Here is a 20,988-nt window from a genome sequence, read left to right as displayed (position 1 = left end):
CCGACTTTTGCGGCGCGCTAAAGCAAACGCCTTACCGCGGCAAATTGCAGCAACGGCATGCGTGGATCGGGTTTCGCATGGTCCTTGCTTTTGTCTCGAAAAGCCAAGGCTTCACAGAACAAGGCATCACAGAAGGTGATTATGATGAATGTTGTGAGGGCGACTGGGTTTGAGCGGACGGCCGCAGCGACCATCGCGCGGAAGTTGAGCCTTTCGCTGCTTGTCCTGGTTGCTGCCGCGATCAGTTCGTTGCCCGCGCACGCCCTGGAGTGGGGTACCAACGGGCCATCCGCCATCAGGGCGAATTTGGGGCCCGCCTTCAAGGTCATGAAAGAGCGCGGCCTGACGCAATTCAGGATAGGTGTGAATCTGACCAAGGACACCGAACCGACCGAAGCCCCGATGTTGCGGCGTGCGATCGCACAGGCCAAAGCCCACGGAATAACGCTGCACCCCGTGTTCGGCTTTGCCTTCCGGTGGGGCGATCGCACGGATGCGGGCAATTATCCGAAGGGCGACCGTGACGCGCTGTATCGCCAGGGGTTCAACCGGACCTACGATTTCGTCAACCAGTTCAAGCACGATATCAAGGACTGGGAACTGGAGAACGAGATAAACCTCATCGCGCAGGGTCCGGACGGCAAGCGATTGTTTGGCAGCGGCGGCTCGGCGGAAGAGTTTGAAAAGCCGATCATGGAAGATTGGGCAGCCGTCCTGCGCGGGGCGTCAGACGCGATCGACAAGATCAACAAGGAAAACGGACTTCATTTGCGCAAGGTCCTGAATACGACATCGACGATGTTCGGTTTCCTGGACTTCATGGCCGCGCGTGGGGTCGGGTTCGATGTGATTTCCTACCACTATTACGAGGTGCTGGGAGAGAACCCCAACAGAGCCTGGAATGGCCGCAATCCCCGGTTCAACCTGTTCAAGAAACTGGCCACCTATAAGAGGCCTGTCATATTCAATGAGATCAATTGCGGCGAGATCTACAAAGCGGACTATGGCAACAAGCCCGGCGACCATATGACGGAGCGCTGCCTGAAGAGCCTGAACGACACGCTCACCGCGCTCCGGGACCAAAAGGACGTCGTCGTCGAGAGCATCAGCATCTATGAACTGCTCGATGAACCCTCAAAAGCCCCGCCTGAAAACCGGTTCGGCCTGATGTACGATCTCAAGACGCCGAAGATCGCGATGTACCTCGTTTCCCGGTTTGCGGGAGCTCCTCTCTCGCCGGAAGAGGCCGCCGAACTGGAAAAAAGAGGGCTTTGAGGGGGAGGCCGGCCGGCGTATACCGCCAATTCCGGGCCTTTAATTCGCGAGGCATTTAATTGGCTATGCGTTCGGCCCGCATCTTGCACTCATAAAATGCAGGCGTACGAGGGAGATCCGTCATCGATAAGGACGGATTTCCAAGCTAAGAACCCGCCCTATGTTTCACGAGATCGAGCAGAGAGATAAATCGATGACCAAGGTCGCTTCCGGCAGCGCCAATGTCCTGTTTCTGGTTGAAGTGGTGAATTGCAACGATGGCATTGCTTCGTATTGCGAGACGCTTGCGACCGGGCTGCAAGGTCGTGGCGTGCAGATCTATCTGGTTTCCGGCGAAGTGCGCTCGGACGAGAAGTCTGAATACAAGCGCAAGAAACTGACCGCGGCCGTCAGGGAGTGGCATGAGATCCCCGGACTGAGCAAGCTGCCGTCGCCGGCGATATTCTTTCGGCTGCTGAAGCTGATCCGGGAACGCAAGATTACGGTCATCAACGTCCACGGTCTCGGCATGCTGTTGTGGGGCAAGTTGCTGTCTCTCCTGACGGGAGCGCGCTGCGTTGCAACCTATCACCCGTCTGTTCTCGGCAATATCGAAAATGCCCAGAACGCGCCGAAGTCGCAGTTCAGCCTGAAGCAGATCCTGTTCTTCAACGCCTTCTTTCCCCACAAGCTGATCCTGATGTCCGAAGAATCGCGCGAGCATCTCAGCCGATATCTTTTGCTTCGCAAGGATGGAATTGCAAAAGTCTATGGCGGCGTTGACACCGATCATTTTTGTCCGCCTTCGGCAGCTGACCGGCAGCAAGCTCGGGAAAAATTCGGTCTGGCAGAAGGCGACTTCATGTGTCTGCTCGCGGCCCGTCTCGCATGGGTCAAGGGACACGACCTGCTGATCAAGGCGGCGCGAAAGCTGCGCGACCGCGGCGATCCCCCGCCGCTCGATTTGAAGTGCTTCTTTGTCGGGAGCGGCGGCGCCGACCGCGAAAAGGAGATCAAATCGTTCGCCTATGCGGGCGATGAAAAGGATAATCAGACGTTCAAATTTCTGGGTTTCATGGGCGACGTTCGAGAGGCGCTATGGGCCGCCGACGTGTTTGTGCTTCCCAGCCGGTTTGAAGGGTTTCCATTGGGCGTTGCCGAAGCGATGGCGACGGGGCTGGTCCCGGTCCGGACGCCGGCCGGCGGTGCCTCGGATCAGATCATCAACGGACAAACCGGTTTTGTCGTTCCGTTCGAGGACGTGGATGCCCTGGCCGAGGCGATCGAAAAGCTGGCTGATCCCGCCCGGCGGCAGGCGATGGCACGAAACTGCATCGCACGAGCCCAGCAGAATTTCGGTGTCGGTCCGATGGTCGATCAAACGCTGCAGATCTACGGATTGGCTCCGGCGCTGCCGCAACGAGCCGGGAAGGGCCGGGAAGATTACGCTCTGACGTGATGGGTCAAGCTTTGTCCGGATGTTGGTCCGCGCTTCTGGCCGACAGAAAGTCGCCCTGCCAGGCGACAAGCGCGACGGCCACGGCTGCGATGACAATTTTGCCGGCCAGCCAGAGCATGGGTTCGGAGGGAGCTGCCGCGAAAGCTCCAATCAGGATGGCTGCAACAAGCGATGCGCCTAGCAGCAGCCATCTCGGGACCACTCCGAAACGAATGATCGGACCACTGCCGCACAATATGACGATTGCCGTTGCAACGGCGGCGCTCGCGACCTGAGCGGCGATCGACAGGCCCAGCCGGGCTGCAATCGCTGAAACAACCGACACCAGCGCCAGTTGGCAGGCAGCGACCACCACGAGCCTGGTTGCGGATTTTCTCAAGTGCGGGATCACCGCAAGCGTGGCCTGGAGATGGGTATGAAGAAAGTAAAACACGGCGGCTGCCGGCGCCACCGCCATGAAGCTCGTCAGGAGATCGGCCGGAACGAAAAGCCGGCTGGCATCCGGCAGGAAGCCGATCAGGCCGCCCAGCATGACTGTTGTCGCGCATAGAATGAAGTCGAGCAACCGGGACGTCGCCCGCCGCGCCTCTTCGTCGGTGCCACGCTCGAACTGGATCACCACGTCAGGATAACTCACCGTGTGTATCGCGGCCACGAGAACCGAGAATGGCCGCTGCAGCAAATCGATCGCCATCAGAAAGGCGGCGGTCGCTGTGGAGGCTGCGGCTCCCAAACTGCTGACAACGATGAAGCGGATCATCACCGGAACGGAGAGATGGATCACCGATGCTCCGGCGGCCAGCATTCCGTAGCGGGAGAACTCCATCCAGTCCGTCAACATGATACGATAGGGTACCCATCGCAGCGGCGTGCGATGCGCAAACAGGCCGGCAATCAGGGACGTCGCATGGCCGCATACGATGCCGAGCAGAGTGGCTTCCGCCGTTGCGTAAATGCTCGCGCCGGCAACGGCGCCGACAAGCAGGAGGCTGGCTCGCAGGATCAGGAGGAAGGCCGCCGTACCAAGCCGATCCGATACGCGGATCGCCATGAAATACATGTCGGTGAGTCCCTGCAGAACCGCGATTGCCAGCCCAAGCGCGACGACGCGGGGCGCGAGCGTGCCGATCAGTGAGGCGGCACTACCGACTGAAACCAGCACCGCGGCGCTCAATAATCCCGCGGCGAACAACGAGGACCGCAATCTTGCGGCGTCCTCACCCTCAGCCGCCGCGAGAAAACGAACGCCGGCAAGTTGCAGCCATTCGAACATGAATACGCACAACAGCTGGCTTGACGCCAAAGCGAGCGAAAACGACGTATAGCTGGCGGGCGGCAGGAGATGGCTGATGGCGAAAATGAGTGCGATGGCGGCCGCACTCTGGAAGACATAGCCGCCGAACGCGAGGAGGCGGATCATTTCAGACCGGCGCGAGTTGGCGGCCGGCCCGGGTATCGGGCCGGGGCGTAGCTCTCAGCCGCTATGGCCGGGACCATCATGATCTGGCCATTCCCCGCGATTGCCTGACGTGCTCGAATGCATCGCGATATCTGGCAACGACGTCGACGAAGGTCCATTTGTTGAGTCCGGCTCTTAACCGTTGGCTGATATCGGAAATCTGCCGCGGGGATTCAATGATTTGCAACAGGCTCCTGGTCAGAGACCCGGGGTCGGGCGCCGTCAGCCATCCCGTAACATCCTGTTCGATCACTTCCTGTATTCCGCCGAAGCGGGTCCCGAGCAGCGGTTTTCCGGCCGCCTGCGCGTCGGCCACCACCAGCGGGCTTGGATCTTCCCAGACTGACGGAACCACCACGACATCGACCTGTTCATAGAATTCCCTGGGCGCGACAAAACCCAGGAAATCAATTCGGGCGTTGGGCGCCAGCGATTTGATATGCGCGCGCTGGCTTTCCGTTGCATGGCCGGCGACGACAAGCCGCATCAGGTGCGATGGAATTGCCGCAACCGCCTGGACGAGGTTGTAGATGCCCTTCTCCTGCGTCAACCTTCCGATAAATCCAAAGGTAACCACTCCGTCGGGACGTTCCGGGGCCTTGTCACCGACATCGGCGGTCGAAGCATTGCGAATGACGGTGCGCAGTGGCGTATCGCCAAACAGCCCGAACTGGGTATGAATATCAAGGATACGTTGGCTCACGCCTACAACCGCGTCGAGATGCTTTGTCGTGCTGCGCCGGTTGACCGTCAAGATCTTGCAACTGACGCAGGTGTGAGCGCACGCGCTTCCGTTCGAAAAGCGAGAGCACCGCGGGCAGGTCAGGTAATAGTCGTGAAGGGTATGAAGAACCGGAACGCGCAGGTCCGAAGCGGTTCTCCATACCCCCGTCGTCAATCCCGAGAGATTGTTGGAGTGCAGGATATCGGGCTTGAAGGCTCGTATGCGTTCGGCAACCAGTTGCGAGGTCTGCTGCCAGTCTTCCACCGCATGCCAGACCGCCCGAACCGGTGCGCTATGAGGATTGCTGAACGGGAAATACACATTCTTTACCGGCGCCGAATAAACGTCGATGCCGTTGCACGTTTCCATCGTTTGGTTGGGAGCGGACGCGGCGCGGATCACTTCCACGCAGTCACCCTTGTCCACCAGGCTTTCGGCAAGTCGGCGCACGAATATTTCCGCGCCGCCCACGATCTTTGGAGCCTGCGGCGTTGGATAGATGGATGACGTAATAAGAACTCTCATTGAAGGAGTCTCGTCCCCAAGAAAAATAAAAAATGGATGCTTGAAACTATTCCCGGTCAGGAAGCGTTTGAATTGCCGGCCGAATAAACCTCCATGTATTGCCGCGTGACCGACTCCGGCGAAAATTTATCTGCAAAGTCCGATTGTAGCGGCTGCGTCATTTTCCATCTCGTTGTGTCGTTGACCGCCTTCACCATGAGTTCGGCCAACTGACGAAAATTGCTCGGCTCGTAGGAGCCCACCATATTTGAAAATCCCGAAATCTCCGGAATCCCTCCTGCCGTCGAGCAAATGGTTGCGCGGCCGGCATTAATGCTTTCGATCAGCGTCCGCGGCAGCGGTTCCGGCCAGACCGAGCTGACGAGGCAGACGTCGATGCTGGCGTAGAAATTCGCAGCTTTCGTAAAGCCAAGCCATTCGATGCGATCGTTCTTCTGGCCGGCCTTCAGGCCGCCTACGTACTGCTCGAGCCCCTTTCCGGCAATCTTCAGCCTCCAACCTGCGTCAGGCAGCAGTTCGGCCGCCTTCAGGACGACCTCGATACCCTTTTCGGCTTCGATCCGTCCAATGAAGCCGAACACCAGATCGCCGGTAGCGGGCGGCGAAACCGGGGCCGCCTCGCTGACGTCGGCAATATTGAAGATGACCTTGCCCGGGATGTTGGCGAAATAGCCAAGTTTCTGGTGCTGATCCAGCACAAATTGGCTGTTCGAAACGACGGCGTCGACCATACGCGAAGCAATCAGGGAAGGGGCGGTCATGGTCGCGCAGGCCGGGCACCGCCGGGCACATGTCTGTCCGTTACGGAACAGGGTCGACCTTTTGCAGATCAGGGAATAGTCACGCAGCGTGTGGACGACCCGCAGCTTGCGGCGCTTGGCTTCCGACCACAACGATACCGAAAATCCCGTGAGATTGTTGGTGTGCAAAACGTCGGGCGCCTCAGCATCTAGAACCGCGCCGAAGCGCTTGGCCGCCTCGCGATTCCAGGTGTCACGCAAATGCCATTTAAGTCGTCGCAGCCGCGACGGCTTTCGATCCTGGTCGAATGGCCAATAGTCGTTGTCGATCTGCAATCTGTATACGCGAACACCCCTGATCTCGCTGATCGAGGTTTCCGCCGCCTTGTGAAGGCAAATCACGGAAACCTGGTGACCCCTGAGGGCCAGTGCTTCCGCCAGCAGAGAAACGGAAACTTCAGCGCCTCCCATGATTTCCGGTGGGTAAAGGCTGTTTACGAGAAGTATCTTCAACTATCGCCTCATCGGTGTCGATCGATTGCCGCCGGTGCCTTGTTGCGAAGCAGGTCCTGAACGATCGACTCGTTCGACCTTACCTTCCACCAAGCGGTGCTGCCAGCCGAAACGCGCGGCACTGCAACAACAACGTGTGCAGTATTAAATGTCCCCTTGCCGGAGGACATCCGGAAATTAAATCCCTGTTAACGGGCGCTGACGGAGGGTTGGCTGCTCGGCTGGCGGCACGGTACGGGAGAAATCGGAGCCGCATCGTTCTCCACCACACGGCTATTCCTCACGGCGGAGCAACTCGTCGAAGATAGCGCGGTATTCGGCGACGACTTCCGAGAATGTGCGTTGACTGTTCTTGTCGGCGAACTTCCGGGTCATTGTTGTTACTTCGTCAGGATTCGACAACATCTTCCTGATGCTTTCGGCCAGCGAGTCGGGGTCGGGCGCCGTGAGCCACCCGACCGCGCCCCTTGCGATGGCCTCCGGTATGCCTCCGAAGTGGGTGCCGAGGAAGGGCTTGCCGGCGGCCTGGGCATCAGCGACCACGATGGGGCCGGGCTCCTCCCAGATCGGCGGAATGACCACGACGTCGATTTGACGATAGAACGTTTCGGGGGCGACAAATCCCAGGAATTCGATCTGGGCATCAGGTGCCAAGGCACGCAACCGCTCCTTCATCTCGGCGCCGGCAGAGCCTGCGATCACCAGCTTGACGGTGTTTGGCGGCAACGTGCCGACAGCCTTGACCAGATTGTAAATGCCTTTCTCCTCCGTGAGGCGTCCGATGAAACCCAGCGTCAGGAGGTCGGTTGGTCGTCTGGGCTCGGGCGCGACCGGCGGGAGTGCCGAAGCGTGTCTGATGACCTTGCGAAGCGGGGTGTCTGCGAAGAGGCCCAACTCCGTGTGAATATCCAGAATGCGCTGGCTCACGCCGACGATCGCGCTGAGCTGCCTGGTCGCGGTGCGGCGGCTTACGGTTAGCAACTTGCAGCTGAAGCAGGTGTGCGTGCAGGTGCTGCCGTGGGAGAAGCGCGAACATCGCGGGCACGTCAGGTAATAATCGTGCAAGGTGTGGACGATAGGGACGCCGTGGTCGGATGCGGCTTTCCAGACCGCCGTCGTCAGGCCCGACAGATTGTTGGAATGCAGCACGTCAGGCCTGAACGCCTTGATCCGGTCGGCGACCAGTTTTGTCGATCGTCGCCAATCCTCGACCGCGTGCCAGAGTCCCCGCATTGGTGCGCTGTGTTGTTCGGTGAACGGCAGGTAGATGTTGCTGACCGGCTCGGAATAGATATCGACATCGTCGCACGATTCAGTTTGCTGGTTGGGGGCTGACGCGGCGCGGATCACTTCCACACTGTCCCCACTGGCGACGAAGCCTTCGACCAGTTTGCGTACGAATATTTCCGCACCGCCGATGACCTTTGGGGCCAGCGGCGTCGGATAGAGGGATGTTGTAACAAGGACCCTCATCAAAAATGAGCCGTCCCGGTGCAGATCGCATAGCGATTGGTTGCAATTGCTCTCATTGGTACAGAACGGTCCCCCTAGCTGTCGGCCGAATACATCTCCAAATATTCGCGTGTAATGGTCTCAGGTGTGAACTTCTCCGCAAAGTCTGGTCGCGGAGGCAGGCTTTTTTTCCATCGAGCGGCCTCGTCGATCCCCTTCAACATTAGTCCGGCCAACTCGCGGTGATCGCTTGGTTGGTACATACCGATAAGGTTAGAAAACCCCGATATCTCGGGTATCCCACCCGCAGTGGAGCAAATTGTGGCGCGGCCGGCGCTAATTCCCTCGATCAGGGTGCGCGGCAGCGGCTCCGGCCAGACCGAGCTGATCAGGCAGACGTCGATACCGGCGTAAAAATCCTGAGATCTGGCAAAGCCCAGCCACTTCACCCGGTCGCTCGGGTGACGGGCTTTGAATTCCCGGACATCGGACTCGAGCCCGTTACCGGCAATCTTGAGCTGCCAACCGGTGTCGGGCAGCAATTCTGTGGCCTTGAGCACGACATCGATGCCTTTCTCGGCTTCAATCCGCCCGATGAATCCAAACGTCAGGTCATTCTCATCGGAGGGCGCCGCCGCAGGGGCAAGTGCGCTGGTGTCGGCAATGTTGAAGATCACGCGATCCGGAATCTTGGAGAAGTATCCGAGACGCTGATGCCGATCGAGCACGTACTGGCTGTTGGAGGCGACGGCATCGACCATGCGCGAGGCGAGCCGCGACGAAGCCGTCATGGCTGCGCAGGACGTGCATCGGCGCTCGCAAGTAGCGCCATTCCTGAAAAGCGTCGACCTTTTGCAAAGCAGTGAGTAGTCGCGCAATGTATGCACGATCCTGATGTTGCGTCGCCTGGCTTCAGCCCAGAGCGCCACTGAAAATCCCGTCAGGTTGTTGGTGTGGACGACGTCAGGCTTTTCAATATCCAGGATCTCCGCGAACCGTTTGGCGGCCTTCCGGTTCCAGGTGTCGCGCAAGTGCCATTTCAGGCGTTGCAGCCGCGATGGCTTTCGATCCTGGCCGAATGGCCAGTAGTCATTGTCGAGCTGAAGTCTGTAGACGCGGACACCCTTTATGTCGCTGACCGCGGTGTTCTGCGCGCCGTGCAGGCTGACGACGGAGACCTGATGGTGGTTGCGGGAAAGGGCTTGCGCGAGCAGCGACACGGAAACTTCAGCGCCCCCGATGATCTCCGGAGGATAAAGCGTATTGACGATGAGTATTCTCAAGGATCGCCTCAGGTTGGAAGCTTGCCGGTGCGAGAGTTCCATTCGCCAAGGGGAGTTTGAAGGCGAGGGAAGTCGGGCCATCTGCATCGGCCGGCAGCAGGGTTCCGATGCGGCATGCCGTTTCGGCATTTGGCTTCGGTGCTTGATGGGCAGAGATAGGTAGTCTCGCTATCGGCTGCCATGCCTTTTCAGTTGCAGGGCATGCCGGAACAGCGTGCGGGTCCTGGCGCCCGATGTGTTCCGGCTCTTGATCAAGACAAGGGATCACGCCCATGGCCGATTGCGAGCAATCGATTGCCTGAATGCGTCATTCTTCGCTTGTTGCGGTTCGAGTTGGGCGATGCTCCCTGGTCTATCTCGAGTTCGCAATGGTGGCGCTGATATTTGCCGCGTTCGTGGTTGCCGCGTTCAGCGGATTCATCAGCTTGATGAACTCGGTCGACGGCGACTCCGCTACCGAAATCACGTCGTGATCGCGCATCCGGAATGAGTCCGCGTGGAACCAGCCGTCGGGCTTGCTCATGTCGAACTTGTAGATGGCGGGCGCCAGCTGGGTCGGGAACTGAGCTACTTCGAGTCCGATCTTCTCCAGCAGCGGCTTTGGTTCGAAGCGATAGACGAAGATCGATTTGGCATCGGCGCGGATACCGTCCAGACCGCCGGCTTTCGCCAGCGCTTCGGCCAACGTCATGCTGTCGTTCTCGAAGGTGAAACGGCGGTTGTTGGTGCCGCCGATCGAGCCGGGCGACGGTGTCGAGCCGAACACCATGAACACCCTCGGAATTCGCGTCAGGAAGACGACGTCGCCGGGAGCGAGCAGTACGTCTTCGCCGGGATGTCGGACCACGCTCGACATCGACTCGTTGTAGGTACGGCCGTTTCGCTTGATCGTGATGGTGGATTCGTAAGAGGGATATTTGGGGCCGCCTGCACGTGCGATGGCGCCCATCAGCCGGATACCGCCGGGATCGACCGGGAAGCGCAGCGGCGTGTTGACCTCGCCAAGCACGCTAACCTGGTTGCCACGCTGCTCCGCAACGCTGACCACGGCCTGCGGGTCGATCGCGCGGTCCTTGAGACGTTCGCGAATGATATTGCCCACCGCGCGCGGGGTCAGGCCGGATACCTTGATCGAACCGGCATACGGAATGTTGATATTGCCCGACTGGTCGACCTGCTGGCGCGGAATGTCGACGAAATTTCCCGGCCTCACGCCCGCTTCGCGCGGAATGAACAGACCGCCGGCCTGCGCCTCGTAAACGGTGACGGTTACGATATCGCCGACACCAATGGTCACATCGCGGTAGTTCCCGCCAGGCAACTTGGAAAATACCAATCCCGCCCCGTCGGTAAAGGAATTGGTGGCCTGCAGCACCACCGGATTGATCGGCATCAGTATGTAGGGAAGCGGTGCCGACGGCTGTGTAACGATCGCAGCGTTCGAATGCGTCGCTGATCCATCCGGCGCATCCGTCGGAATAAAGCCCGCGCAGCCGCCAAGGCCGAACGCCAGTGCCGCGAAAAGAGCAGAAGAACAAATCAACCCTCTTGCTTTTGCTCTTCTTTCAATCACTGCAGCACCCTCGTGATACGCTTGGTCCAATTTAAAACTCTTCGTCCCATTTAACCGTAGCAATCATCCGGATCCGAAGTCACTCCCGAGCAACCGCCATCCGAGGTAAAGCCTCGGCCATGTGTCCTTCTTGCAACTTGCACTGAGAGGGTTCTGAGCAAAACCTGGCTAAAGTTTGAGCATGGCGTGTACCGCTCAGTAAATGCGCCATTTTATCGTCACTATCTCGCCTTCATGACAGGCGGAAAATTAAATGTCCTGTTATTCGGCGCTATTTAATATCAGGGCGACGGCGCGCATACGCTGCGGCGGTTGCGCCGCGCCGGGTGGATCAAGGTCAACATGCAAGGTCGAGCGACCAGCCGAGGGATCAACTGTGCGATCAGCCGAACGATCCCTGGGACGCCGTGCCCAAGGCCGCGAACGCCGCTCGGCGCGGCTGCTGAGCGCCCGCCCGGGGGGGCGGTACGGCGCGCCCTGGGGTGGCGTCCCGGATCGGCTACGGCGGGTGCACGCAGGATTGAGCGGCTTGAGCGGCTAGGTGGGTTCTTGCTTCGCCGCGATCGATGAGCGAACGCGGTCGCTCAGCCAGTGGCCAAAGAACAAAACCCTGGTGACGATGGAATGGCCGCGTCCACCGGACGATTCAAACTGTATTGGACGCCCGCTCGCGGCATCGGATGGATCCGCAGCGTGAGATTGGGCCGGGTTATCGGTTGAGGCAGGATCTGGCCGGATCGGTCGGAAGTACATTGCCACGGCGAAAAAGATATTAAACACGAACCAGCCTGCCAAAACGTACAGCAGCGTTTCCAAATGGAAGCCTCCTCAGGGGCATCCGTCACTTATACATGAGTTGGCATGGGGAACTCGCCGCAAATCGATGCCGCGGCGCAATAATATTTCGCGCGCCGCAGCGATAGCCGGTTGTCCAATATTTGTTAGGGATTTCAGCCGTTAAGCACGAGTCTGTTGGATTGACGTAACTACTTACTAATCCGGGCTCCCTAGCTATACTCGCTTCAAACGAGAAAAGGGAGGCAAGCGAAATGGATGCCCTACCGGTGGCATTGCTGGCGTTCACCGCGGGATTTTTGACCTGCGCGTTGCTCGTCGCTGTCCTGATACGGTGGTCGTTCTCCGACAGGCGCGAGCGCGGGAACGAATCCGCTGCCAACAATGACCAGAAGCCGCGCGGAGTCGACTTTCTGTGGCTGGGCAGGTGATTTGACGAGGCCCGGCCGCCAGCCGTTCGGCGAGGCGTCCAGGCTTTTGAAAATTAATGCCTTTGAAAATTGAAATCTTTGAAGAATTAAGCCGGCACCGCAAGGCAGTGGCTGCGATCAGAAATTGTTCGGCAGATCCGATTGCAGTTCGGCTTGTTGCCGGGATCGCATGTGATCGCCTCGACCGAGGTCGACATAGACCTGGCTGAGCGCGCGATGCGTCTTCTCGATGTCATAAAGCTGTCTGAAGCGCTCGTAGCCTCGCTGGCCGACCGCAGGCAGATCGAGCTTCAGCGCGCGCCGAAACCCTTCAACGAGCTGGGCGGCGGAAACCGGCTCACACAGCACGCCCGTCACGCCATCCTCGACGATTTCAGGCAAGGCGCCGATACGAAAGGCAACGATCGGTTTGGCCGCCCGCATTGCCTCGACGGCGACGAGGCCGAAGCCCTCCCAGCGTGAAGGGATGACGACGAGATCGGCCTTTTCGAGTTGGGCCTCGATCTGGTGCCGGTCCTGCCAGCCCAGCAGCGTGACGTTGGAGGGAAGCGCGCGCCCCTCATCCCTGTCTTTGCCGATCACCGAAGCCCCGACGATCCGGACGTCGACCTGGTCCTCGAGCGCGCGGGCGGCTTCGGTCAGGAGATCGTACCCCTTCTGGCGGTCGAGGCGGCCGATGAATAGAACCTTGGTCTTTTCCGAAGGCCATATCGCCGAGACCGTATTGAGCAGCGGGCGATTCTTCGAAATGCCGTTGTGCACAAGAACCAGGCGATCGGCGTCAATTCCGGCCCGAACCCCCTCTTTATATTCATCCCTCGAAATGCAGATGATCCGGTCCGTGATCCTGGCGAGGATACCTTCCGTGATCTTGGTGACCTGATGGCTCAGCCGGCCCGTCTCGCGAGAGAACGCCCAGCCGTGCGGACAGTAGACGACCTGCGGCCGCTTGCGCCTCAGCAACAGGAACGGGCGGAGAACCAGTCCGGCGAACGAGGAGTGCAGGTGAACGACATCCGGTTGCTGGCGGTGAACAGCGCGCAGGGTCGCGACCAGCATCCGGAACAGGCCTGAAACACCCCGGTCCGCACGGCCGAATTCCGTGATTTCCGCGTCTTCGATCCCAACCAAATCGGCCCGATGACCGGATGGTATCACGTAGTGCACGTTGCCGGCGCCGAGGCTGGCCCGCTGGTGGGGGTGCAGCTCGTTGAGATAAGTCGCAATGCCGCCCCGGATCGTTTCGGCGACATGCAAGATTCTCATGGTTTTAACCTGACTGCTGGGCACCTTAATCCTTTATTTTCTTCACGCCGATACGACAAGGCTGATCCCCATACGCAGCAATAATTGGGCCGCGATGTGGTGGGTTCCTGCCTTTGTTCAGGTTTAATACGTTCATTTAAATTTTAAACTGGTGGTTTTTCGAGAAAACGCAACATGGCGGCAGCGGATTTGGCCCACGAATAGGCTAAAAGGCGCGCTTCCTGTTTCTGCCGCTCGGGGCCGGAGATGCCTCCTGCTGCAATTCTTTCGAGCACGCGTTGATGCAGCTCGTCCACGTTGAGAGGGTCGAAGTAAGCCGCGGCGTCGCCGCAGGTTTCGCGTACCGCCTCTGCCGTGCTCGCTATCACCGGACAGGCGAAGAACATTGCCTCCAGCGGAGGGACCCCGAAGCCCTCATAAAGGCTGGGGAAAATAAATGCATTTGCACGCGAAAACAGCGCCGCGATCTCTTCGTCGCTGAGCCGGCCCGCCATTACGACCCCGGCCTTTGCGGCGGTGGGACCGTCCGAAAACACCTTGCTGTTGTCGCCGCCGACCACGACGAGCGGAATATCCGCGCGGCCGAGCCGCTCCGACGCCTGGATGGCCAGCGAAACGTTCTTGTTTTTCGTCATCGATCCGACGAAGAGAAAGTACCTGTTGGGAACGAGGCCCAACCGGTCGATCACCCCAAGATCCGGCACCGTTGCCGCAAAATGCTCCGCGCTGTTGGAAAACACCGGCACGGCCGGCAGTGCCAGCCGCAGGGCGGCGGCGAGTTCTCGCCGCGAGAACTCGGAAACCGTTGCAATTGTCGCGGTTCGGGCCAGCAGATGGCCCAGCGTCCGGTGCAGCAGCAGGTAGCTCCGGCTGAAGAAGTCCGGCCGGCGAAACACCTGGGCGTCATGAAGGACGACGAGGTGGTTACGGTGCAGAACCGGCCCGGAATTGGCGAGGCTGATCAGCCGGCCGTCCGCCGACGCCCGCGCAAGGTCGATCTGATCCCAGGCATGCCCGGTCCGCCGGCCCACCTGTCTGGTCCTGATGACGGCGAGGTCGAGCTCGGCCTTCGCGTTGGGCGGGGTGAGGAGCTGCCATTCCGCCGCGAGCAGCGGCTGCGCGGCTTGCCCGGACGCCAGCAGGCGATCCATCGCCTTAACCATTTCGGCGGCATAGCGCTGAACGCCCGTGAGCGATTGCGACAGGAATCTACCGTTGATGAAAATTTTCAAAGACGATCTTCTTCAGCTTTCACGCAACCCAGCGTCGGCTGCTGCCTTGTTAGTGGGCACGAGGGAGTGAGTTCGAGTTCTGCCGAGTCAGGCATGGCGAAGTCTGGCATGGCGAACCATCCGTGGGAACCGTTCCGCACGCATGCGGCCTCCGTTAAATCACCACATGCCGTGCTGGCAAGAGAGGCTCAATCAAAAGCAAACCAAACGAGCATGTCGGCTTCATGAATCTTGCAGCGTGCTAATTATTTAGGAACGAATTTGGTTTGATGTGATCAGGCGCGCGCTGTCGGCTGGATTTAATTGAGCGGAGATGGAACCCAGCGCGCAACAAAAAGCACACATTCTGCGCGCATGGGATTTGTGCGGGCATGTTTCCTTGTTGGATCAGCGCGGAATGGTGGAGCGGGATTTTCGCAATGGCTGGGTCTGGTCCAATTAAGGCAAGCGCCGTTCTCGTCAACGGCGTGAGGTCGTGCGTTCCGGCAGTGACGACGACGGTGGTTTTCAGCTTCTTCATTAATCTGCTCGCATTCACCAGCCCGCTTTATATGCTGCAGATCTATGACCGGGTGATCGGCAGCCGCAACGAGACCACGCTGCTCGGCATCACGCTGCTGGTCGGTTATCTCCTGATCATCAATGCGCTGCTTGAGATGCTGCGCTCGCGCCTGATGGTTCAGGCCAGTCTCGCGGTCGACAGCAAGCTGGCCGGCTCGGTCTTCGATGCAACGCATTCCGCCGGCCTGCATTTCCCCCGTCTTGCCCAGGGACAAACGCTGCGGGACCTCGATTCGGTTCGCGAGTTCATCGCCGGTCCCGCGCTGATTGCGCTGTGCGACTTGCTGTGGATGCCGATCTTCATCGTGACCTGCTTCTTTCTTCACCCCTGGTTCGGGGCTATCGCGCTGGTCGGTTCGGCCGTTATCTTCCTGTTTACGCTTGCCAGTGAGCTCGCCACCACGGGCCCGATGAGCCAGGCCTCCAAGACGTCGATCGCGGCCAACCAGAAGGCCGTATCTGCCCTGCGCAACGCCGAAGTCATTCACGCCATGGGCATGCTCGATGTCCTGCGCGAGACCTGGATTGCGCAACATAACCACGTGCTCAATCTTCAGGCTGTCGCGGGCACCCGGTCGGGGTTGATGGCGGCCGCGTCCAAGTTCGTTCGCATGTTCCTGCAAACGATGGTACTTGGCCTTGGCGCCTATCTTGCGATCCACAATCAGATTTCCGCGGGCATGATCATCGCCGCCTCGATCTTTGTCGGGCGGGCGCTTGCTCCAGTCGAAGGCGTCGTCGGAAACTGGAAGGGACTGACCAACGCGCGCAACAGCTGGGGCAGGCTTGTCAAACTGTTCGCCGTCGCCGGCGAGGAGCCGAAGCGGGTGAGCCTGCCGCGACCGGTCGGCCATCTGACGCTCGAGGCGGTCACCGCAGGGCCTCCGGAACAGTCTCGCAGCACCTTGCGGAATATCTCGTTCGAAGCACGACCGGGCGAAGTCGTGGGCATTGTCGGCCCGAGCGCCGCCGGAAAATCCAGCCTGGCTCGGGTGATTACGGGCGTGTGGCGACCGTCGTCAGGCAATGTGCGTCTCGATGGCTTCGATTTTTCGCACTGGAATCCGCGCGAACGCGGTCGCTACATCGGTTATCTGCCGCAGGATATCGAGCTGTTCTCCGGAACCGTCGCGCAGAACATCGCGCGCTTTCAGGAGGTCGACAGCGAAACGGTGATCGAGACCGCCCGGCTTTGCGGATGTCACGAGATGATCCAGCTCTTGCCGGACGGCTACAACACGGCGGTCGGCGAGGGAGGCGCCACGCTGTCGGGCGGCCAGCGCCAGCGCATCGGGCTCGCGCGGGCGTTCTTCGATCGTCCGGCCCTGGTCGTGCTCGATGAACCCAATGCAAGTCTGGACCAGGGCGGCGAGGAAGCGCTGGTCCAGGCTGTCAGGCGATTTCGCTCGTTCGGCACCACAATCGTCCTGATTACCCACAAGATCAGCGTACTGACCGTCGCCGACAAGATCCTCGTGCTGGAGGGCGGCATGGCGCAGGTGTTTGGTCCCCGCCACGACGTGCTCAAGCATTTGATCGCTCCTCCAGCGCCCGTTCGGGCTGCGGCAGGCTGAGGACGGTCATCATGTTCAAGCTTCCCTTTTCAATTCCTGCGTTTTTCAAGGCCGGTATTCCCCGGCGCGTCCCCAGTTCGCTGCCATTCGCACATGCGCAAAGCAAGACGGCGATCGCCGGATATACGCTGATCATTTTCACCTTCGGTGTCATGGGGGGATGGGCGGCTGTCGCACCGCTCGACCGCGGCGTCGTTGCGCAGGGCGTCGTCATGCTCGAGGACAGCCGCAAGGTGGTGCAGCACCTCGAAGGCGGTATGGTGAGCGAGATTTCGGTCAGAGAAGGCCAGTCCGTCGTTGAGGGGCAATTGCTGGTCAATCTGTCGCCGCTGCAGGCGAGCTCGGGGCTCGAGACGGTGCGTAGCCAACTCGACGGCGCACTCGCGCTCGAAGCGTCGCTGGTTGCCGAAATCGATCGCCGCGATCGCATCACCTTTCCGCCGGAACTGCTGGAGCGGCAAGCCGCGTCCCCGGTCCTGGCCAGGATCGTCCAGGACCAGACGCTGCAGTTTGAAGAGCGCAAGCGCTCGCGCGCGACCCAGATCACGCTGATCGAATCCAAGATTCAGCAGCTGCGGTCGGAAATGGAAGGCATCGCCGTCGAGAAGTCATCGACCGAAAAGCAGATCGGTTTCCTCGACGAGGAGTTGACCGGCCTGCGTTCGCTGAAAGAGCGGGGACTGATCCCGATCACGCGCGTGCTTGCCATGGAAAGGGAGCGCACGCGCCTTGAAGGCATCATCGGCCGCGCCATCGCGGACACGGCGAAAGCGACCAACGGAATCAGCGAAGCTCGGCTGCAGGTGATGCAGCTGGAGCAGAAATTCCAGGAGGAAGTCTCGGCCCAGCTGCTGGAAACGCGCCAGAAGATAAATACCGCGAAGGAAAAGCTGATCGTGGCGCGGGATTTGTTCACCCGCCTCGATATTCGCGCGCCGCGGGGAGGTACCGTACAGAATCTGAAGGTGTTCACGGTCGGGCAGGTCGTTCGTCCCGGCGAGTCGCTGATGGAAATCGTTCCCAGCAACCAAAAGCTCGTTGTCCACGCCCAGCTTCCTGTCAATTCGATCGAACATCTCAGCGTGGGGCAGACCGCCGAAATTCGTTTCCCGGGGCTGCGCGCGCGCGGCATTCAAATGATGACCGGAAAGCTGGCGTCTATTTCGCATGACAGGCTGGTGGACGACGTGACCAAGCAGCCCTATTTTCTCGGCCTCATCGATCTCTCCGATGCCAAGCTCGATGCACGCTACCGCGACAAGCTGATCGCGGGCATGCAGGCCGACGTCGTGGTCGCGACCGGCGAGCGCACGGCGCTGGAATATATCGTGTCGCCGCTGACGGATGCCTTGCATACGTCTTTCAGGGATTGAACCCGCAAACGGCGATTTAAATACGCTGCACGCGAATTTGGCAGATTGCGCTTGAAGCGCGGCGAGTTGCCTTACGCTGGTTAATGCGCAGACCGAATGAGGATGACCGTGTCGACTTTAGGACCTGTGATTGTCACTGGGGCCGCCGGATTTATCGGCATGCAGGTGTGCGAACGGCTGCTCGCGCGTGGTGAGCAGGTTGTCGGTATCGACGCGCTCACGCCCTATTACGATCCGGCGTTGAAGCGTGCCCGGCTCAATTACCTGAATCAGCACACCGGCTTCGCATTTCATGAAACGGACCTCGCGGATTCCAGCGCGACGAAACTTGTTTTCGATGCGGTCAGACCCGATCGCGTCGTGCACCTTGCCGCGCAGCCGGGCGTTCGCGCATCGATCGACGATCCGGTCGCCTGCATCCGGGCCAATTGCGACGGGTTCGTTACCGTGCTGGAGAGCAGCCGCCGCCACAACGTGAAGCATCTGGTCTTTGCGTCGTCGAGTTCCGTTTACGGCGCCAACCGCACGCTTCCGTACTCGACGGAGCACTCGGTCGATCATCCGGTCAGCCTCTACGCCGCGAGTAAAAAAGCCAACGAACTGATGGCGCACACCTATGCCCATGTACACCGGCTTCCGGTCACCGGCCTGCGGTTCTTTACCGTGTATGGCCCGTGGGGAAGGCCCGATATGGCGGCCTATCTCTTCACGCGCGCGATTTTCGAAGGCAAGCCGATCAGGATTTTCAACCGCGGCAACATGCGGCGCGACTTCACCTATGTCGACGATATCGCGGAGGGAGTGATCCGCACCCTGGATCGTCCGGCTGCGCCGAATCCGGCCTGGGATGCGGAGCGGCCCGAATCTGCTACAAGTGCGGCTCCGTATCGCGTCTACAACATTGGCAACAACCGGCCGGTGAATTTGCTCGATTTTGTCTCGACGCTCGAACAGATCATCGGAAAGCCGGCGGTTCGGGATCTCCTTCCGATGCAGGCGGGGGACGTGCTCGAGACCTGTGCCGACATATCGGCGTTGCAACGCGATGTCGGCTTCTCGCCTTCGACGCCGTTGGCTGAAGGCCTGCGGCGATTTGTCGAATGGTATCGCGGTTACCATGGCGTGGCGGGCTGACCGGCACGGCCCATCCGGGCGTGAAAAAAGAATGGTTGCGGCCGGACTCACCGGCGAGCTGCCCGGAGCTCTCACGCCTTGCGACTGCAAGGGCTATTTGAAATAGCCGTAAGAATGGAATCGAAATGCGCTATTTGGCGCGGCCGGTCTTGCGCCTCAGCAGCATGACTACCAATCGTCCGGCGCCAATCCCGCAGATGCCGCCCGCCACTTTCACGGCCGCATCAAGCAGACGGCCGTGGCGATCCGGCGTCAGCAGTTGCAAGATCTCCAACGCCACTGCGCCTCCGACAACGATCGCGACGACAAAAACCACGCGGCTGGGGTAAGCGAGGGCAAGCGCAAGGCCCAGCAAGGCGAAGGCGACGAAGTGCTCAATCAGACCTTCGGCAAGCACGGGGCGGGCGTCGATCGGCGACAGCGTTGCGAAGGCGATGAATGCCAGCGCCAGCCAGCCGATAATCATGCATAATTTTTGAATGGTCGCGATAACCGGACCTCGTCAATGATTGTTGAGAAAACCCTGGGCGTGGAGATCGTCCAGCCTGTCCAGACGCCGGCTGTGCGCGCGTCCTGCAATAATCACAGCAGCAATAAAAAAAGTGAACCCAAGGCAAAACCAGATCATGTACCGGAACTTACCCTCCAACAGCGCCGAAGCAAGTCAATTGAACTTGAAGGTTAAAATTCCCTCCTGTTGATCCGAAACCGCGCATTTGCCAGAGTCGCGCTTCTACCGGATGGGAGTGACGGCGATGCCCTTGTGGACTTGCGAGCAATGCGGTGCCCAGTTTCCGGACAGTATCACGCCGCCGGCAGCGTGCCCGATTTGCGAGGACGAACGGCAGTACGTGAACTGGAAGGGCCAGCAATGGCTTTCGCGCGAAGCATTGGCCGAGCGCCACAAGCTCGTCTGGCGCGATGACCTCGGCATAGCAGGGATCGCTCTCGATCCGGGCTTCGCGATCGGGCAGCGCGCGCTGCTCATTCCCGGGCCCGACGGTTGCGTGATGTGGGATTGCGTGCCCCTGGCCACATCGGAGGCGGTGGACCATGTCCGGTCGCTCGGCGGCCTGAAGGCGATTGCGATTTCGCACCCGCATTATTATGGCGCGGTCGCCGACTGGAGCGAGGCCTTTGGCGGCGTGCCGATCTATCTGCATGGCGACGATCGGCAATGGGTCACGCGGCCGCATGCCGCGATCGTGCCGTGGACCGGCGACAGCTGCCAGATTTCCGATGACATTGTTCTCATCCGCACCGGCGGTCATTTCGCCGGCGGCACGATCCTGCATTGGCGTGCGGGTGCGGAGGGGCGAGGCGCGCTGCTCACCGGCGATGTTGCCATGGTGGCGATGGACCGCCGCTCGCTGAGCTTCATGTACAGCTTCCCGAACTACATCCCCCTGAACGCGAAATCGGTTCAACGTATCGCGCGCGCGGTTGCGCCGTTGGCGTTCGACCGCATTTACGGTGCGTGGTGGGATAAGAACATCGAGGCGGACGCAAAGGCCGCATTCGATGCTTCGGTCCGGCGCTATCTGGCCGCGATTGCGGATTAGGGCCGGCCGAGGGCGGGAACCAGCCAGGCCGTCGAACCTTGCCACTCCAGATAGTATCGCTATATCAGGGCTTTCCCA

At 60.0% G+C, this 20,988-nt stretch carries 17 protein-coding genes; 7 read left to right on the top strand and 10 right to left on the bottom strand.

Annotated features, from left to right (window positions below; all coding sequences use genetic code 11):
• Window positions 1-141 precede the first annotated feature (141 nt).
• Window positions 142-1,275, top strand: coding sequence for a glycosyl hydrolase 53 family protein (locus JQ641_RS01345; protein WP_249150133.1), 1,134 nt, complete (start codon window positions 142-144; stop codon window positions 1,273-1,275).
• Between the two features lie 193 nt (window positions 1,276-1,468).
• Window positions 1,469-2,713 carry a glycosyltransferase family 4 protein gene (locus JQ641_RS01340; protein WP_211994053.1) on the top strand — a complete coding sequence of 415 codons (1,245 nt, stop codon included), beginning with the start codon at window positions 1,469-1,471 and terminating at the stop codon, window positions 2,711-2,713.
• A gap of 4 nt (window positions 2,714-2,717) precedes the next feature.
• On the opposite strand, the gene JQ641_RS01335 is transcribed toward JQ641_RS01340, so the two are convergent.
• The 9 genes from JQ641_RS01335 to JQ641_RS01295 form a co-directional block, all read right to left on the bottom strand.
• Complete coding sequence (locus tag JQ641_RS01335; RefSeq protein WP_349628475.1) at window positions 2,718-3,905, bottom strand: hypothetical protein; 1,188 nt, start codon at window positions 3,903-3,905, stop codon at window positions 2,718-2,720.
• Window positions 3,906-4,209: 304 nt separating this feature from the next.
• Window positions 4,210-5,421, bottom strand: a complete 1,212-nt coding sequence (locus tag JQ641_RS01330) for a glycosyltransferase family 4 protein (protein WP_211994051.1) — start codon at window positions 5,419-5,421, stop codon at window positions 4,210-4,212.
• 56 nt (window positions 5,422-5,477) lie between these two features.
• Complete coding sequence (locus JQ641_RS01325; protein ID WP_249150132.1) at window positions 5,478-6,632, bottom strand: glycosyltransferase family 4 protein; 1,155 nt, start codon at window positions 6,630-6,632, stop codon at window positions 5,478-5,480.
• Window positions 6,633-6,947: 315 nt separating this feature from the next.
• Window positions 6,948-8,147 carry a glycosyltransferase family 4 protein gene (locus JQ641_RS01320; RefSeq protein ID WP_211994049.1) on the bottom strand — a complete coding sequence of 400 codons (1,200 nt, stop codon included), beginning with the start codon at window positions 8,145-8,147 and terminating at the stop codon, window positions 6,948-6,950.
• A 74-nt stretch (window positions 8,148-8,221) separates the two neighbouring features.
• Complete coding sequence (locus tag JQ641_RS01315) at window positions 8,222-9,409, bottom strand: glycosyltransferase family 4 protein (protein ID WP_211994048.1); 1,188 nt, start codon at window positions 9,407-9,409, stop codon at window positions 8,222-8,224.
• A 352-nt stretch (window positions 9,410-9,761) separates the two neighbouring features.
• On the bottom strand, window positions 9,762-10,952 hold the full coding sequence (locus JQ641_RS01310; RefSeq protein WP_249150131.1) for a polysaccharide biosynthesis/export family protein: 1,191 nt from the start codon (window positions 10,950-10,952) through the stop codon (window positions 9,762-9,764).
• Between the two features lie 567 nt (window positions 10,953-11,519).
• Window positions 11,520-11,798, bottom strand: a complete 279-nt coding sequence (locus JQ641_RS01305; RefSeq protein WP_211994046.1) for a hypothetical protein — start codon at window positions 11,796-11,798, stop codon at window positions 11,520-11,522.
• A gap of 527 nt (window positions 11,799-12,325) precedes the next feature.
• A complete protein-coding gene (locus JQ641_RS01300) occupies window positions 12,326-13,474 on the bottom strand; it encodes a glycosyltransferase family 4 protein (protein WP_211994045.1) in 1,149 nt (382 codons plus the stop codon).
• A 143-nt stretch (window positions 13,475-13,617) separates the two neighbouring features.
• The gene (locus JQ641_RS01295) at window positions 13,618-14,706 is read right to left on the bottom strand and encodes a glycosyltransferase family 4 protein (RefSeq protein WP_211994044.1); all 1,089 of its coding nucleotides are present in this window, start codon (window positions 14,704-14,706) and stop codon (window positions 13,618-13,620) included.
• A 488-nt stretch (window positions 14,707-15,194) separates the two neighbouring features.
• Between JQ641_RS01295 and JQ641_RS01290 the strand changes: the two genes are divergently transcribed.
• The 3 genes from JQ641_RS01290 to JQ641_RS01280 all read left to right on the top strand — a co-directional run bounded on the left by JQ641_RS01290 (window position 15,195) and on the right by JQ641_RS01280 (window position 19,348).
• Entirely contained in the window at window positions 15,195-16,841 is a 1,647-nt protein-coding gene (locus JQ641_RS01290) for a type I secretion system permease/ATPase (RefSeq protein WP_211994043.1), read from the top strand.
• Between the two features lie 11 nt (window positions 16,842-16,852).
• Window positions 16,853-18,214, top strand: a complete 1,362-nt coding sequence (locus tag JQ641_RS01285; protein WP_211994042.1) for an HlyD family type I secretion periplasmic adaptor subunit — start codon at window positions 16,853-16,855, stop codon at window positions 18,212-18,214.
• Window positions 18,215-18,322: 108 nt separating this feature from the next.
• Window positions 18,323-19,348, top strand: a complete 1,026-nt coding sequence (locus JQ641_RS01280; protein WP_502754920.1) for an NAD-dependent epimerase — start codon at window positions 18,323-18,325, stop codon at window positions 19,346-19,348.
• Between the two features lie 130 nt (window positions 19,349-19,478).
• On the opposite strand, the gene JQ641_RS01275 is transcribed toward JQ641_RS01280, so the two are convergent.
• Window positions 19,479-19,814: a VanZ family protein gene (locus JQ641_RS01275; protein ID WP_211994040.1), complete on the bottom strand. Its 336-nt coding sequence runs from the start codon at window positions 19,812-19,814 to the stop codon at window positions 19,479-19,481.
• A gap of 39 nt (window positions 19,815-19,853) precedes the next feature.
• Between JQ641_RS01275 and JQ641_RS01270 the strand changes: the two genes are divergently transcribed.
• Together JQ641_RS01270 and JQ641_RS01265 are read left to right on the top strand one after the other, a co-directional pair.
• A complete protein-coding gene (locus JQ641_RS01270) occupies window positions 19,854-20,033 on the top strand; it encodes a hypothetical protein (RefSeq protein ID WP_211994039.1) in 180 nt (59 codons plus the stop codon).
• Between the two features lie 70 nt (window positions 20,034-20,103).
• Window positions 20,104-20,910: an MBL fold metallo-hydrolase gene (locus JQ641_RS01265; RefSeq protein ID WP_211994038.1), complete on the top strand. Its 807-nt coding sequence runs from the start codon at window positions 20,104-20,106 to the stop codon at window positions 20,908-20,910.
• The last annotated feature ends 78 nt before the right edge of the window (window positions 20,911-20,988 follow it).

Source organism: Bradyrhizobium sp. JYMT SZCCT0180 (assembly GCF_018130165.1).
GTDB lineage: Bacteria > Pseudomonadota > Alphaproteobacteria > Rhizobiales > Xanthobacteraceae > Bradyrhizobium.
This window is presented reverse-complemented; position numbering and strand designations above follow the sequence as displayed.